Below are 14,764 nucleotides of genomic sequence, written 5' to 3'. Positions count from 1 at the left end.
GCCGGACCCCGGTCGGGGTCCGGCGACGAGACCCGGATCAGGCCGCGGCGGCGGTCTCCAGGGCGCGACGGGTCAGCAGCCGGGCCAGGTGCCGGCGGTAGTCGGCGTCGGCGTGCATGTCCGACGACGGCGAGGTGCCCTGGTCCGCCAGTGCAGCGGCCTCGGCGATGGACGCTCCCCGGGCCAGCGCCTCCTCGGTCGCGGCGGCCCGCACGACGGTGCCGGCCATGTTGGCCAGCGCCACCCGGCCCTCGACCGCGGCGGCCGCCACGATCGCCCAGTCGTTCTCCCGGCGGGTGAACTTCTCGTAGCCCCACCCGGAGGAGCCGGTGCGGGGCACCCGGACCTCGACGACCATCTCGTCCGCGGCGACATCGGTCTCGAAGAAGCCGGTCCAGCACGCGGTCACCGGGATCGAGCGGCGCCCGGCCGGTCCCTGCACGACCACGTCGCCCCCGAGGGCGAGCAGGCCGGTCGGGACGTCCGACGCGGGGTCGCTGTGCGCCACCGTGCCGCCGAGGGTGGCGCGGTGGCGGACCTGCGGGTCGCCGACCCGACCGGCCACGTGCGACAACAGCGGCACCTCCGCGCGGACCACCTCGTCCCGCTCGATCTCGAAGAGCCGGGTGCCCGCGCCGACGGCGACCTCGTCCCCCTCCACCCGGACGTAGGACAGGTCCGGGATGCCGCCGATGTCGATCAGCACCGTCGGGATGGCCAGCCGCAGCTTCATGATCGGCAGCAACGAGTGGCCCCCGGCCAGCAGCTTGGCGTCCTCCCCGTGCTCGGTCAGGGCGGCCAGCGCCTCGTCGACCGAACGGGCGCGCACGTAGTCGAACGCGGTCGGGATCATGCCTCCACCTCCTGCGCCTGCGGCACCTGACCGGCGGCGGGACCGGCCTGGGCCGCGGTCAGGACCGCGCGGACGATGTTGTGGTAGCCGGTGCACCGGCAGAGGTTGCCCTCCAGCCCCTCCCGGACCTCGCGGTCGGTCGGGTCGGGGTTGTCGGCGAGCACGCCGATCGCGGCCATCACCATGCCCGGCGTGCAGAACCCGCACTGCAGGCCGTGCTCGGCGCGGAAGGCCGCCTGCACCGGGTGCAGCTCACCGTCGGCACCGGTCAGCCCCTCGAGCGTGGTGACCTGGGCCCCGTCTGCCTGCGCGGTGAGCACGGTGCAGCTCTTCACGCTGAGCCCGTCGACGATGACCGTGCACGCCCCGCAGGACGTCGAGTCGCAGCCGATGTTCGTGGCCCGCAGACCACGCACCTCCCGCAGGTAGTGCGCCAGCAGGAGCCGGGGTTCGACCTCGTCGGTGCGCTGCTCACCGTTGACGGTGATGGAGACCTGCATCAGTTGCCCTCCTGCTGCTGGGTGTGCGTGGCCTGCTGGATGGCCCGCCAGACACGCATCGGCGTGACCGGCATGTCGACGTGCCGGACGCCGAGGTGCGCTGCGGCGTCGATGACGGCGTTCTGGACGGCCGGGGTGGCACCGATCGTGCCCGCCTCGCCGATGCCCTTGGCCCCGAGCGGGTTCATCGGCGTCGGCGTGGCCATGTCGACGAGCTCGAAGCTGGGCACCTCGGTCGCCGAGACGAACGGGTAGTCCGCGAGCGTCGACGTCGTCGGGTTGCCGTCCTCGTCGTAGAGGACCTCCTCCAGCAGGGCCTGGGCGACGCCCTGGGCGAAGCCGCCGTGCCGCTGGCCCTCGGCGATGAGCGGGTTGATGATCGTGCCGGCGTCGTCCACGGCCACCAGCCGCGTGAGCTGCGCCTTGCCCGACTCGACGTCGAGCTCGACGACAGCCACGTGGGCGCCGAACGGGAAGGTCGGCGCGTCGGCGTTGAACACCGTGTTGACCAGCAGCCGTTCGTCCTCGGCCAGCTCGGCGAAGCTGACGGCGGCACCCGGGGTCCCGCGCACGGCGAGCCCGGCGAGCCCGAGGTCGACGACCAGGTCCGTGGGGTCCACTTCGAGCCGTTCGGCGGCCCGGCGCCGGGCCTCCTCGATCAGCTCCTCGGCGGCCTGGTGCACCGCCGCGCCGCCCTGCTGGAGGCTGCGTGACCCCATGGTGCCCCCGCCCTGCGGCACCAGGTCGGTGTCGCCGTGGAGCACGGTGATCTTCTCCACGGGGATGCCGAGCTGGTCGCTGGCGATCATCGCCCAGGAGGTCGCGTGGCCCTGCCCGTGCGGGGACGTCCCGGTGAGCACGGTGGCCGTGCCGTCCGCGTGGACCTCGAGCTCGGCGGCCTCCTTGGTGCCCGCGCCGTTGTCGGCCCCGGTGATCTCCACGTACACCGACAGCCCGATGCCGAGCTGGCGGACGTCGCCGGCCTCCCGACGGCGGGCCTGCTCGGCACGCAGCTCCTCGTACCCGGCAGCCTCGAGCGCCTTGTCCAGCGCGACCGTGTAGTCGCCGTTGTCGTAGGTGGCGCCCATCGGCGTGGTGTGCGGCTCGGAGAACGCCGGCAGCAGGTTCTTCCGGCGCACCTCGGCCGGGTCCATCCCGATCTCGGCGGCGAACAGGTCGATGGCCCGCTCGACGGCCGCGGTGGCCTCCGGCCGGCCGGCACCCCGGTAGGCACCGATCGACGTCGTGGTGGTGGCCAGCGCACGGCCCTGGGCGTGCACCTTCGGAAACGCGTAGACGCCCGGCGCCATCAGCATGGTCAGGGTCGGCAGCACGGCCCCGATCCGGGGGTAGGCGCCGCAGTCCTGGTCGAAGACCAGGCTGTAGGCCTCCACCGTGCCGTCCCGGCGTCCGCCGATGGTGACCACCTGGTCCTGCGCCCGGCCGTGCAGCATCCCGACCAGGTTCTCCGAGCGGCTCTCCGCCCAGCGGACCGGGCGGCCGACGTGCTTGGCCAGCCAGGCGATGAAGGCGTACTCGGGGTCCGCGCCGATCTTCGCGCCGAACCCCCCGCCGACGTCGGGGGTGATCAGGTGGATGAGGTCCGGGTCCATCTCCAGCCAGTCCCCGAACTGGCCGCGCGCCTGCTGGGCGCCCTGGTTGGTGCACCAGGCGGTGAGCCGGCCGTCGGGGCTCCAGGCGGCCGCCGCGGCGCGGGTCTCCAGCGGCACCGGGGCCACCCGCTGGTTGACCAGCGCCTGGGTGACGACCACCTCGCAGCCGTCGAAGAAGTCCGCCGGCGCGGGGTCCCCGAAGGAGGCCATCAGGTTCGTGCCCGCCTCGGGGAAGAGCAGCACCTCATCGGCCGCGGCGGCGGCCGTGCCGACCACCGCAGGGAGCGGGTCGACGTCGACGACCACCATCTCGGCGGCGTCCTCGCCCTGGTACCGCTCCTCGGTCAGCACGACGGCGATCGGGTCACCGACGAAGCGGACCCGGTCCGACGCCAGCCACGGCCGGGTCATCTCCGCGTTGATGAAGGGGAACGGCGGGGGGATGGGGACCAGGTCGGTCACGTCCGCCGCCGTCACGACCGCGACCACCCCGGGCGCCTCGAGCGCCGCGGAGGTGTCCACCGACAGCAGCCGGCCGTGGGCCACCTGGGACCGGATGAACGTCGCGTGCAGCGCGCCGGTCAGCCGTTCATCGGTGAGGTCGTCGGTGTAGACCGCCCCGCGGGTGAGGAACAACGGGTCCTCGGTGCGGACCACCCGGGTGCCGAGGATGCTCATGCGCTCTCCTGCCCTGCGTCGTCGTTGACGCGGGTCACTCTGTCAGATGTTGTGAGCCAGGACACGAGAAGTGCCGCTCCCACGCTGTGTGATCTGCTGCTCCGGTGCAGGAGGAGCGGCGCCGTACCCGGGGTGGGCTGGTGCTGCTGGTCGTCGCCATCGTGGTCGTCGCGCTCAACCAGCGCCCCGCGGTGGTGGGCGTGGCGCCGGTGCTCACCGACCTGCGGGCCGACACGGGGCTGTCCAGCGCGCTGGCCGGGCTGCTCACCACCCTGCCGGTGCTCTGCTTCGGCGCCTTCGCCCCGGTGGCCCCGCGGCTGGCCCGCCGGATCGGCCTGGAGACGGCGGTGGCGGTGTCGCTGCTGCTGCTGGTCGCCGGGATCGCGCTGCGGCTGCTCAGCCCGGTGTGGCTGCTCTACGGCGGCAGCCTCGTCGCCGGGGCGGCGATCGCCATCGCCAACGTGCTGATGCCCGCCTACGTCAAGCGCGAGTTCGCCCGGCCGGGCGCGGTGATGGGCGCCTACTCGGCGTCGCTGAACGTCGGGGCGGCGGCGGCCGCGGGGCTCACCGTGCCGATCGGGCTGGCGCTGGGTGCGGGCTGGCGGGTGGCGCTGGCGTCCTGGCTGGTCCTGGCGCTGGCCGCGGTGGTGCTGTGGGTGCCGGTCGCCGGGGTGCGCGGCACCCGGACCGCGCCGGACGACGCCGGTTCCTGGTCGCTGCTGCGGCGCCCGCTGGCCCGGCAGGTCACGGCCTTCCTCGGACTGCAGAGCGTCCAGTTCTACTCGGTGGCCGCATGGCTGCCGACGCTGCTGGCCGACGCCGGCGTGCCGGTGGGTGAGGGCGGGCTGCTGCTGGCCGCCTCCAACGTGGTCGGTGCGGTGGGTGCCCTGCTCGCGCCCGCGGTGGCCGGCCGGATGCGGACCCAGCGACCGCTGGTCGTCGCCGTCCTCGTCGCCTACGTCGGCGGGCTGACCGGGCTGCTGGTGGCCCCGGACTCGGGCACGGTCGTCTGGGTGGCGCTGTTCGGGCTCGCGCAGGGCAGCGGTTTCGCGCTGGCACTCACGCTCATCGTGCTGCGCAGCGCCACCCCGCTGGTGGCCGCCCGGCTCGGCGGCGTCGCCCAGTGCGTGGGCTACCTGGTCGCTGCGGCCGGACCGGTCGTCCTCGGGGCCCTGCACGACGCGACGGGCGACTGGGGCTGGCCGCTGGGCCTGCTGCTGGTCCTGCTGGTGCCGATGGGCCTGGTCGGCTGGGGGGCGTCGCGCGACGCCGTCCTCGACCCCGACGGCGCCTTGGACGAGGTGCTCCAGGCGGCCCCGGACGAGGTGCGGACGGCGCCGCGGCGCTGACCGGTCAGGCCTGCGGGTCGGTGGCGGCGGACGGCTGGGGCGTCTCGGCGCCCTCGCCGTTCCAGTCCTTGCCGGCCTCGTCGGCGTTCTCCGAGGCGCTGTCGGTCTGCCCGGCGACGACCTCCACCATCTCCTCGTCGGAGAGTCCGTCGCCGGCCTGGGTGAAGTTGGTGTTCTCGCTCATCGCGACGACTCCTTCGTCTGACGGTCACTGTCCCCGCGACCGTCCCCGCCCGGCCGCCCGGGCAAACGCCGCCGCTAGGCCGAGAGCTGGTCGATCGCCTTGTAGACCCGCTGCTCGGAGATCGGCCGGGGCGTGCCCACGGTCTGGGCGAACAGCCCCACCCGCAGCTCCTCGACCATCCAGCGCACCCGGGCCACCGGGTCGTCGGGCGCACCGGTCGCCGGGGTGCGGGCCCGCAGCTGCTCGTACTCGGCGGTCACCGCCTCGACCTGCGCCGTCCAGAGGGCGTCCCGCGCGGCGTTGGCCGGCAGCTTCTCCAGCCGGTACGCCATCGCGGTGAGGTAGCGGACCAGGTCCGGCAGCCGCCGGCGTCCGGCGTCGGCCACGAAGCCGCGGTGCAGCAGGCCGGTCATCTGCCGGCGCAGGTCGGCGATCGCGGCGTCGGGCACCCGCCGTCCGGGCGCGGCGCCGATCGCGACCGCCACCTCGCGGGCCTGGGTCAGCACCGCCTCGACCCGGCGCACGGCGTCCGCGGTGAGTGCCGGCAGCTCGGCCCGGGCCGTGGCCACCAGCGCCTCGAACGCGGCCTGGGTGCGCGGCGGCCCGCCGGCGGCCGCGACGAGCTCGTCGGCGGCGGCGTCCACGCAGTCGGCGACGAGGTCGGGGATCTCGCCGTCCGGGTTGAACTGCAGCGCCAGCCGGGTGCGCGGGGAGAGCCCCTTGACCACCTGCTTCACCGGCGAGCCGGCGGTCAGCACGAGCAGCCGGCGCGCACCGCGCCAGCTCAGCCGGGTGGCCTCCACCTCGGTCGGGACGACGCGGACGCCGACCGTCGCCCCCTCGTCGACCAGGGCCGGGTACGCGGTCACCACGTGGCCGCCGCGCTGCACCTCCACGGTGCGGGGCAGGTCGCCGAAGGTCCAGGCGGTCTGGCCGGTGCGCTCGTAGGTCGACGCGGCCCGGGCCAGGCTGGCCCGCGCCTGCGGCGCCACCTGCGCGCGCAGGGCGGTCAGGTCCTTGCCCTGGGCGAGCGTCCGCCGCTGGTCGTCGAGCACCCGGTAGGTGGCGCGCAGGTGCGCCGGGACGGCGGCCGGCTGCCACGCGTCCGGCGGGATGGTGACGGCGGTGGCCCGGCGCAGCTCCCGCTCGAGTGCCGGCAGCAGCGGCTCGGTGGGGTCGATGTGCGGCAGCACCTCGCGCACCCGGTCGGGGATGGGCACCAGCCCGCGGCGCAGCTGCTTGGGCAGCGAGCGCAGCAGCTCGGTGACCAGCTCGGCCCGCTGACCGGGCACGGTGAACGCCAGCGACTCCCCCGAGGTCCGCTCGGCGACGGTGTCCAGCACGCCCAGCGGCACGTCGACGGTCACGCCGTCCTCGACCGCGCCCGGGGCGAAGGCGTAGGACAGCGGCAGGGTCAGCCCCTGCGTCAGCCGCACCTCGTCCGGGTAGTCCTCGGCCTGCACCTGCCCGGCCGCCGCGGCGTTGGTCAGCATCTCCGGGGTGAAGGTGAGCAGGTCCGGGGTCTCCCGGCGGGCCTGCTTCCACCACCGGTCGAAGTGCCGGGTGGAGACGACGTCGGCCGGGATGCGGGCGTCGTAGAGCTCGAACAGCGTCTCGTCGTCGACCCGGATGTCCCGGCGGCGGGCCCGCTCCTCGAGCTCGGCGACCCGCTCGATCGCGCGCGCGTTGTCGGCCCAGAACTGGTGGTGCGTCGTCCACTCGCCCTGCACGAGGGCGTGCCGGACGAACAGCTCGCGGGAGACCACCGGGTCGATCGAGCCGTACTGCACCCGCCGGCCCACGACCAGCGGCAGGCCGTAGAGGGTGACCCGCTCGGTGGCGACGACCGAGCCGCGCTTGGCGTCCCACCGCGGTTCGCTGTACTGCCGCTTCACCAGGTGGTCGGCCAGCCGCTCGACGACCTCGGGGTCGATCCGCGCCACCATCCGGGCGAACAGCCGGCTGGTTTCGACCAGCTCGGCGGCCACCACCCAGCGCGGCGGCTTCTTCGCCAGCGGGGTGCCCGGCGCGATCACGAACCGGGTGTTGCGGGTGCCGAGGTACTCCCGGGCGGGACGGCGGTCGCCCTTGGCCGGCTCGGCCTGGGTGCCGATCTGGGACAGCAGCCCGGCCAGCAGCGACGCGGTCACCCCCCGCTCGTCCGGCTCGGGAGCCAGCGTGCCGGTGGTCATGCCGAGCCGGCGGGCGGTACTGCGGAGCTGACCGTGCAGGTCCTGCCACTCGCGGATTCGGAGGTGGTGCAGGAACTCGCGCTTGACGGTGCGGCGGAACTGGTTGCCGCTGAGCGCGTCCTGCTGCTCGGCCAGGTACCGCCAGAGGTTGAGCAGACCCAGGAAGTCCGAGTTCTCGTCGGCGAAGCGCTTGTGCAGCTCGTCGGCGGCCTGCTGGTGCTCGGCCGGCCGCTCCCGCACGTCCTGCACGGTGAGCCCGGCGGCGATGACCAGGACCTCCTCCAGCACGCCGCGGCGGTCGGCTTCCACGACCATGCGGGCGATCCGCGGGTCCAGCGGCAGCGCGGCCAGCGAGCGGCCGGTCTCGGTCAGCCGGCCGGCGTCGTCCAGCGCCCCCAGCTCCTCCAGCAGCGCCACGCCGTCGGCGACGGCGCGGCGGTCCGGCGGGTCGATGAACGGGAAGTCCGCGACGTCGCCCAGCTCGAGCGAGGCCATCTGCAGCAGCACCGACGCGAGGTTGGTGCGCAGGATCTCCGGGTCGGTGTACTCCGGCCGGGCGTCGAAGTCGTCCTCGGTGTAGAGCCGGATCGCGATGCCCTCGCTGGTGCGGCCGCACCGGCCCGACCGCTGCCGGGCCGAGGCCTGGCTGATCGGCTCGATGGGCAGCCGCTGCACCTTGGTGCGATGGCTGTACCGGGAGATGCGCGCGGTCCCCGGGTCGACGACGTACTTGATGCCGGGCACGGTCAGCGAGGTCTCGGCGACGTTGGTGGCCAGCACGATCCGCCGTCCGGTGTGCGCGGCGAAGACCCGGTGCTGCTCGGCCGCCGACAGCCGCGAGTAGAGCGGCAGGACCTCGGTGTGCGGGAAGCCGCGCTCACCCAGCGCGTCTGCGGTGTCCCGGATCTCGCGTTCCCCGGCGAGGAACACCAGCACGTCACCCGACCCCTCGGCCACCAGCTCCGCGCAGGCGTCGACGATGGCGCTGACCTGGTCGCGGTCCTCGTCGGCTCCGTCGTCGCCCGCCCGCCCGTCGGGGTCGATCACCGGCCGGTACCGGACCTCGACGGGGTAGGTGCGCCCGCTGACCTCGACGACCGGGACCTGGGCGCCGTCCATGCTGAAGTGCTTCGCGATCCGGTCGACGTCGATGGTCGCGGACGTGATGACCAGCTTCAGGTCCGGACGACGGGGCAGCAGCCGGGCCAGGTAGCCCAGCAGGAAGTCGATGTTGAGGCTCCGCTCGTGGGCCTCGTCGATGATGATCGTGTCGTACTGCCGGAGCATCCGGTCCCGCTGGACCTCGGCGAGCAGGACGCCGTCGGTCATCAGCTTGACCAGTGTCCGGTCGCCCACCTCGTCGGTGAACCGGACCTTCCAGCCGACGACGTCGCCCAGCGGCGAGCCGATCTCCTCGGCGATCCGCTCGGCCACCGTGCGGGCGGCGATGCGCCGCGGCTGGGTGTGCCCGATCCGGCCCCGCACCCCGCGGCCGAGCTCGAGCAGGATCTTCGGCAGCTGGGTCGTCTTGCCCGAGCCGGTCTCCCCGGCCACCACGACGACCTGCGACTCGCGCAGCGCGGCGGCGATGTCCTCGCGCCGCTGGCTGACCGGCAGCTCCTCGGGGTAGGTGACGACCGGCACGGCGGCACGGCGGCGGGCGATGCGCTCCTCGGCGACGGCGACGTCCTCGGCGATCCGTTCCCGTTGCCGGGCGCGGGCGGCGGGGTCCTTGGTGCGCCGGGTGCCGTCGAGTCGCCGTCCGAGCCGGTGCTCGTCGGTGAGGGTCAGCGCGGACAGCCGCGACCGGAGGTCGTCGTGCGGGGTGGTCACGGGGTGCTCGCGCTTCCTTCCACGGGGTCCTGCTCCCAGGGTCCCATCCCCGGCGGGGCAGTTGCGCGACTCACAGTCCGTGCGCCGTGCAACTGATTGCATGTACGGCACAACGGGTTGTATGGTGCACCTGTTCCTCCGGCGCAGTGTGGCGCCCATCGCTGACCTCCGGAGCCCCCGTGACCGATGTCCTCCCCGCTGCCGGGTCCGCAGCAGATGCCGAGCAGGCGTCCCTGTCCGACCAGCTCGTCCAGCTGGTCCGGGTGATGCACGCGTTCAAGGCGCAGGCGACCAGCGGCTCGGGTCCCGAGGCGCGCGAGCGCGCGGCCCACGTGCTGCTGTTCCCGCTCACCCGGCTGGGCCCGCTCCGCCAGGGCTCCCTCGCCGAGCTGGTGCACGCCGACCCCTCCACCGTCAGCCGGCACGTCACGCTGCTGGTCGAGCGTGGGCTGGTCCGCAGGGTGGCCGACGAGCAGGACGGCCGCGCCAGCCGGCTCGTCGTCACCCCGGCCGGCGAGGCCGAGGTCGAGAAGATGCGGCAGGAGCGCGACCGCGTGCTCGCCCGCGTCACGGCCGACTGGACCGCCGACGAGCTCGCCACCTTCACCCGTCAGCTGCACCGCTTCGTGCGGGACCTCGACGACCTCATCCCCACCCTGGCCACCGCCGCCGGCGGCGCTGTGCACCCTCCCGAGAAGGACCGATGACCCAGACCTCCGACCGCTCAGCGGCCACTGAACGCCGGGCGGCGGCCGCCGCGCCCGACGCGTCCGGGGCGTTCAGCCACCGGCAGATCATGACGATCCTGGCGGGCCTGCTGCTGGGCATGTTCCTGGCCGCGCTGGACCAGACCGTCGTCTCCACGGCGATCCGCACGATCGCCGACGACCTGCAGGGCTACGACCTGCAGGCCTGGGCGACGACGGCCTTCCTGATCACCTCGACGATCGCCACCCCGCTGTACGGCAAGTTGAGCGACATGTACGGCCGGCGACCGTTCTACCTGTTCGCCATCGCCGTCTTCGTCATCGGCTCCATGCTGTGCGGCACGGCGCACTCGATGTACCAGCTGGCCGCGTTCCGGGCGATCCAGGGCATCGGCGCCGGTGGCCTGATGTCGCTGGCGCTGGCGATCATCGCCGACATCGTGCCGCCGCGGGAGCGCTCGAAGTACCAGGGCTACTTCATGGCCGTCTTCGGCACGTCGAGCGTGCTCGGCCCGGTCATCGGCGGGTTCCTCTCCGGCCGGGCCGCGATCTTCGGCGCCGCGGGCTGGCGGTGGATCTTCTACGTCAACGTGCCGCTGGGCATCCTGGCGTTCCTCGTCGTGTTCAAGGTGCTGCACCTGCCGCACACCAAGCGCGAGCACCGGATCGACTTCCCCGGCGCGCTGGCGCTGATCACCTTCCTGGTGCCGCTGCTGATCGTCGCCGAGCAGGGCCGCACCTGGGGCTGGAGCTCCACCAGCGCGCTGGTCTGCTACGCCATCGCGGTGGTCGGGTTCATCGCCTTCGTGCTGGCCGAGCGGGTCTACAAGGACGACGCGCTGCTCCCGCTGCGGATGTTCACGAACCGCACCTTCGCGGTGAGCAGCCTCTCCAGCATCGTGCTGGGCGCCGGCATGTTCGGCGGCATCCTGCTGCTGCCGCAGTACCTGCAGATCGTGCACGGCTCCAGCCCCACCGAGGCCGGCCTGCAGATGATCCCGCTGGTCCTGGGCATCATGTCCGGCTCGATCATCGCCGGGCAGACCGTCGCCAGGACGGGCAAGTACAAGCTGTTCCCGCTGGTCGGCACGGTCCTCATCGTGGCCGCGCTGGTGTCGCTGTCCTTCATCGTCGCCGCCGACACCCACGTGTGGACGCTGGTGCCGTTCATGGTGCTGCTGGGCCTCGGGCTCGGCTTCAACTTCCAGCCGGTCATCCTCGCCGTGCAGAACGCCGTCTCCCCCCGGGAGATCGGGGTGGCCACCTCGTCGGTGACCTTCTTCCGGCAGATGGGCGGCACGCTCGGGACGGCGGTCTTCCTGTCCGTGCTGTTCAGCGCACTGCCGGGCCGGATCACCAGCGCCTTCCAGGCGGCTCAGGGCACCTCGGCGTTCCAGCAGGCCGCCGCGGCGCACCCCGACCAGGTGGCGCAGCTGCAGGGGTCGAGCGGCGACCTGGGCAACACCTCGTTCGTGCAGACCATCGACCAGGCCCTGGCCGCCCCGTTCAAGACCGGCTTCGCCGACACGCTGGACCTGGTCTTCCTCATCGCGGCCTGCATCGTGGCGATCGGGTTCTTCGTGCTGCTGTTCCTGCCGCAGCTGGCGCTCCGGACCCAGTCCGGCATCCAGGCCGCCCAGTCCGGTGGCCCGGCTGACGGCGGTGCCGACAGCCCGGCGCTGGCTGCGGAGCACGCAGCCGGTGCCGCCGCCCCGACGTCGGTCGAGCCGCCCGTGGACGGCGCCGACCGGACCGACGAGCGGGCGGGCGGGGACTCGCCCAGCGGGCGGCACGGCGCGACCGCCGTCGTCACCCCGTCGACCGGGCACGGCCGGCACGAGGCGGGCGCGCACCAGCCGACCGGCCTGGACAGCGTCCCGGCCGACCACCTGCCCGACGGCGCCCGTCACCACGACTGACGTCACCTGACAGAAGGCCCCCTCCCGACGGGAGGGGGCCTTCTGCGTTCCCACCCACGTGGCCACCGTGTCGCCGGAGTGGCTCAACCCGCGCCGGGACGGCACCTGGCCGCGGGGCGATCCGTCAGGATCGCCGTGTCACGGCTCGAAGACGGCGCGGACGCAGCCGTCCTCCTTGTCCTTGAACATCTGGTAGCCCTTGGGCGCCTGCTCCAGGGGCATCACATGGGTCGCCAGGTGCTCGGTGGTCAGCTCGCCGCGGGCCATGTGCTCGAGGATCCGCGGCGTGAAGCGCTGCCCGTGCACCTGGGCACCGCGCACGGTCAGGCCCTTGTTCATCATGGCGCCGAGCGGGAACTTGTCCACGGCCGCGGCGAAGACACCGAGGACGAACAGGCTGCCACCCTTGCGGCAGGCCATGATCGCCTCCCGGACGGCGGAGGGCCGGTCGGTCTGCAGTCGCAACTGCTGCTTGACCTGGTCGTACGCGCCGTGCACGCCCGGGCTGTGGGCCTCCATGCCGACTGCCTCGATGCAGACGTCGGGGCCGCGGCCGCCGGTCAGCTCGCGGAGCTCGGCCATCACGTCGGTCGTCGAGTAGTCGATGACCTCCGCGCCGACGTGCTCGCGCACCTGGGCCAGCCGTTCGGGCAACCGGTCGATGACGAGGACCCGCTCGGCCCCCAGCAGCATCGACGCGCGCGCGGCCATCTGCCCCACCCCGCCGGCGCCCCAGACGGCGACGGTGTCCCCGGGCTTGGTCCCGGCCAGCTCCGCGCCCATCCACCCGGTGGACACCGCGTCGGAGGCGAACAGCGCCCGCAGGTCGCTGACCTCCTCGGGGACGACGAACGCGCCGACGTCGCCGTAGGGCACCCGGACGTACTCCGCGTGGCTGCCGGCGAAGCCGCCGACCGCGTGCGAGTAGCCGAAGCAACCGCCGGGGCTCTGGCCCCACAGACCCTCGGTGATGCCCGGGTTGGGGTTGCCGTTGTCGCACAGTGAGTAGAGCTCCTGCTTGCAGTACCAGCAGGTGCCGCAGGCGATGAACGAGTTGACGACCACCCGGTCGCCCACCTTGCGCTCGCGGACGCCCTTGCCGACCTCGACGACGTCGCCCATGAACTCGTGGCCGAGCACGTCCCCGGCGCGCATGAAGGGGATGTAGCCGCCGAGCAGGTGCAGGTCGGAGCCGCAGCTGGTGGTCTTGCGGACCTTGACGATGATGTCGTGGTCGTTGAGCAGCGTCGGGTCGGGAACGGTCTCGACGGAGACCTCGTTGACACCGGTCCAGGTCGCGGCCCTCACAGCACACCCTCCTTCGGCGCCTTGGCGGCCATGCCCTCGACCGCCGCGCCCTGCGGCGTCGGCTTGCGGTGGCCGTGCGGCTGCGGGTCGACCCGCAGCACCTCGCCCACCTCCACCAGCGCCTTCGACTCGCGCAGCGCGGCGCGCAGGTCACCGAGCTCGTCCTTCGTCACCGGGCCGCGGAAGCGGGCGGCCAGCTCGGCACCCCGGTCGCCGGGAGCCGGGGCGACCCGCACGTCCAGCCGGTCGCCGAACGCGGCGAGCGGGGCGGGGATCGCCGTCCGCAGCTGCTCGGGGTCGGTCAGCACGGTGACGGCGCGCCAGCGGCGGGCCGCGGTGAGCGGGTCGTCGGTCACCGACGACTGGCCGATGCCGGGCAGCCGCAGGTGCTGGAGCCGCGCGAGCGCCTTGCCTCCGGCTCCGCCGGCCAACCCGGCAGCGCGGGTGACGATCTTCGGTAGGGGCATGGTCGCCGCGTACCCGAGGTCGCTCCGGCGCGAACCCGGACAGCGGCCCCTTCGCCAACGAGAACCGGCACGTCGGACCCCCGGAACTGTCGTACCCCGTACGTATGTTCGGTGCATGACGGAGGCTGCGGTGGAGGTGGTGGTGGACCTGGTGTGGGAGCACCGGATCGCCGCGCCGCGGCTGCCGGTGTCCTGGCTGTCGGATGAGGAGAAGGCGGTGGAGCTGCAGCGGGTGCAGCAGCGCCGGGCCGCCGACGCCGCCTACGAGGCCGAGCTGATCATGGGCCTGGCCGCCGCCCGCCCGGCCACGGACGACCCGGCGCCGGGTACGCCGGGCGCCCGCCGGCCCGGCTGGGCCGTGGACGAGGCCTATGGCGGGACCAGTGAGTTCTTCACCGCGGAGTTGTCGGCGGTGCTCAACGTGGGCCGGGGTACGGCTGCCCACCGGTACGACCGGGCGTACACCTGGCTGACCAAGTTGCCGTTGACCTTCGCCGCCCTGGTGGCCGACCAGCTGGACGAGCGGCGGGCCGCTGCCCTGGCCGAGGTGCTGCAGCACACCAACCCCACGGTCGCCGGGCAGGTCGAGGCCGCGCTGCTGCCCGAGGCCAGCGACCTGCCGGTGACCCGGTTGAAGGCCCGCGCCACCGAGGAGATGCTGCGGCTGGACGCCACCGCCGCCGACGAGCGTCGGAAGGAGGCGGAGAAGACCGCCGACGTGCAGGTCTACCCGGGCGCGGTCGAGGGCCGGGCGACGATCGCCGCGGACCTGCCCACCGAGGAGGCGGTCGAATGCTTCGACGTCGTCGATCAGCTGGCGAGGATGCTCAAGGCCGACGGTGATCCCCGCCGAATCGGGGCGCTGAGCGCGGCCGTGCTGTCGCTGCTGGTCCGCCGCCCCGCCGACTCCGGGCTCCCGCCGGTGACGGCCAACGTTACGGTCTCCGCCGGGCTGGACGCGCTGGAGGGCAGGAGCAGCACGCCGGGTGAGGTGTCCGGGCTGCCGATCACCGCCCGCCACCTGCGTGAGCTGCTGGCCCGGGTGGGTGCGCTGGGGTTGACCGCGCCGGAGGGCGGGAGCCTCGGCTTCGCCGTCACCGGTCCGGACGGGCAGCTGCTGGCCACCCTCACCCCCGCCGAACTGACCCGGCTGGCCCGCCG

At 73.7% G+C, this 14,764-nt stretch carries 11 protein-coding genes; 4 read left to right on the top strand and 7 right to left on the bottom strand.

All coding sequences use genetic code 11. The annotated features are described in order from the left end of the window. Window positions 1–37: 37 nt before the first annotated feature. From FHL80_RS19240 to FHL80_RS19230, 3 genes are read right to left on the bottom strand one after another with little or no spacing between them, the layout of a single operon-like run. The gene (locus FHL80_RS19240; RefSeq protein ID WP_138734973.1) at window positions 38–853 is read right to left on the bottom strand and encodes an FAD binding domain-containing protein; all 816 of its coding nucleotides are present in this window, start codon (window positions 851–853) and stop codon (window positions 38–40) included. Next, complete coding sequence (locus tag FHL80_RS19235; protein ID WP_138734972.1) at window positions 850–1,353, bottom strand: (2Fe-2S)-binding protein; 504 nt, start codon at window positions 1,351–1,353, stop codon at window positions 850–852. Before FHL80_RS19235 ends, FHL80_RS19240 begins: the two co-directional genes overlap by 4 nt. Beyond that, window positions 1,353–3,644, bottom strand: coding sequence for a xanthine dehydrogenase family protein molybdopterin-binding subunit (locus FHL80_RS19230; protein ID WP_138734971.1), 2,292 nt, complete (start codon window positions 3,642–3,644; stop codon window positions 1,353–1,355). Before FHL80_RS19230 ends, FHL80_RS19235 begins: the two co-directional genes overlap by 1 nt. Window positions 3,645–3,748: 104 nt before the next feature. On the opposite strand from FHL80_RS19230, the gene FHL80_RS19225 reads away from it, so the two are divergent. After that, entirely contained in the window at window positions 3,749–4,993 is a 1,245-nt protein-coding gene (locus FHL80_RS19225; RefSeq protein WP_216870880.1) for a CynX/NimT family MFS transporter, read from the top strand. Window positions 4,994–4,997: 4 nt separating this feature from the next. On the opposite strand, the gene FHL80_RS19220 is transcribed toward FHL80_RS19225, so the two are convergent. Further along, window positions 4,998–5,177 (bottom strand): hypothetical protein, encoded by a 180-nt coding sequence (locus FHL80_RS19220; RefSeq protein ID WP_138734970.1) that lies wholly within the window; start codon window positions 5,175–5,177, stop codon window positions 4,998–5,000. A gap of 74 nt (window positions 5,178–5,251) precedes the next feature. Then, window positions 5,252–9,202: an ATP-dependent RNA helicase HrpA gene (hrpA, locus tag FHL80_RS19215; RefSeq protein ID WP_138734969.1), complete on the bottom strand. Its 3,951-nt coding sequence runs from the start codon at window positions 9,200–9,202 to the stop codon at window positions 5,252–5,254. A gap of 179 nt (window positions 9,203–9,381) precedes the next feature. Here hrpA and FHL80_RS19210 point away from each other — a divergent pair, with 179 nt between their 5' ends. Beyond that, a complete protein-coding gene (locus tag FHL80_RS19210; protein ID WP_138734968.1) occupies window positions 9,382–9,909 on the top strand; it encodes a MarR family winged helix-turn-helix transcriptional regulator in 528 nt (175 codons plus the stop codon). Beyond that, window positions 9,906–11,828: an MDR family MFS transporter gene (locus FHL80_RS19205; RefSeq protein ID WP_138734967.1), complete on the top strand. Its 1,923-nt coding sequence runs from the start codon at window positions 9,906–9,908 to the stop codon at window positions 11,826–11,828. Before FHL80_RS19210 ends, FHL80_RS19205 begins: the two co-directional genes overlap by 4 nt. 138 nt (window positions 11,829–11,966) lie before the next feature. Here FHL80_RS19205 and FHL80_RS19200 read toward each other — a convergent pair whose 3' ends face one another. Together FHL80_RS19200 and FHL80_RS19195 are read right to left on the bottom strand one after the other, a co-directional pair. Further along, window positions 11,967–13,136: a zinc-dependent alcohol dehydrogenase gene (locus FHL80_RS19200; RefSeq protein ID WP_138734966.1), complete on the bottom strand. Its 1,170-nt coding sequence runs from the start codon at window positions 13,134–13,136 to the stop codon at window positions 11,967–11,969. After that, on the bottom strand, window positions 13,133–13,603 hold the full coding sequence (locus FHL80_RS19195) for a hypothetical protein (RefSeq protein WP_138734965.1): 471 nt from the start codon (window positions 13,601–13,603) through the stop codon (window positions 13,133–13,135). The genes FHL80_RS19200 and FHL80_RS19195 overlap by 4 nt, the downstream gene beginning before the upstream one ends. A 115-nt stretch (window positions 13,604–13,718) precedes the next feature. Here FHL80_RS19195 and FHL80_RS19190 point away from each other — a divergent pair. Beyond that, a partial coding sequence (locus FHL80_RS19190; protein WP_138734964.1) for a 13E12 repeat family protein occupies window positions 13,719–14,764 on the top strand: 1,046 nt, incomplete at its 3' end.

Origin of the sequence: Modestobacter excelsi, from assembly GCF_005930495.1 — a bacterium.
Lineage (GTDB): Bacteria > Actinomycetota > Actinomycetes > Mycobacteriales > Geodermatophilaceae > Modestobacter > Modestobacter excelsi.
Note: the sequence above shows the minus strand (reverse complement) of the source record. Positions and strands in the feature narration are given on the sequence as shown.

Coding starts and splice junctions, on each gene's coding strand:
- FHL80_RS19240 (WP_138734973.1), bottom strand. CDS start 853: ATGATCCCGACCGCGTTCGACTACGTGCGCGCCCGTTCGGTCGACGAG.
- FHL80_RS19235 (WP_138734972.1), bottom strand. CDS start 1,353: ATGCAGGTCTCCATCACCGTCAACGGTGAGCAGCGCACCGACGAGGTC.
- FHL80_RS19230 (WP_138734971.1), bottom strand. CDS start 3,644: ATGAGCATCCTCGGCACCCGGGTGGTCCGCACCGAGGACCCGTTGTTC.
- FHL80_RS19220 (WP_138734970.1), bottom strand. CDS start 5,177: ATGAGCGAGAACACCAACTTCACCCAGGCCGGCGACGGACTCTCCGAC.
- FHL80_RS19205 (WP_138734967.1), top strand. CDS start 9,906: ATGACCCAGACCTCCGACCGCTCAGCGGCCACTGAACGCCGGGCGGCG.
- FHL80_RS19195 (WP_138734965.1), bottom strand. CDS start 13,603: ATGCCCCTACCGAAGATCGTCACCCGCGCTGCCGGGTTGGCCGGCGGA.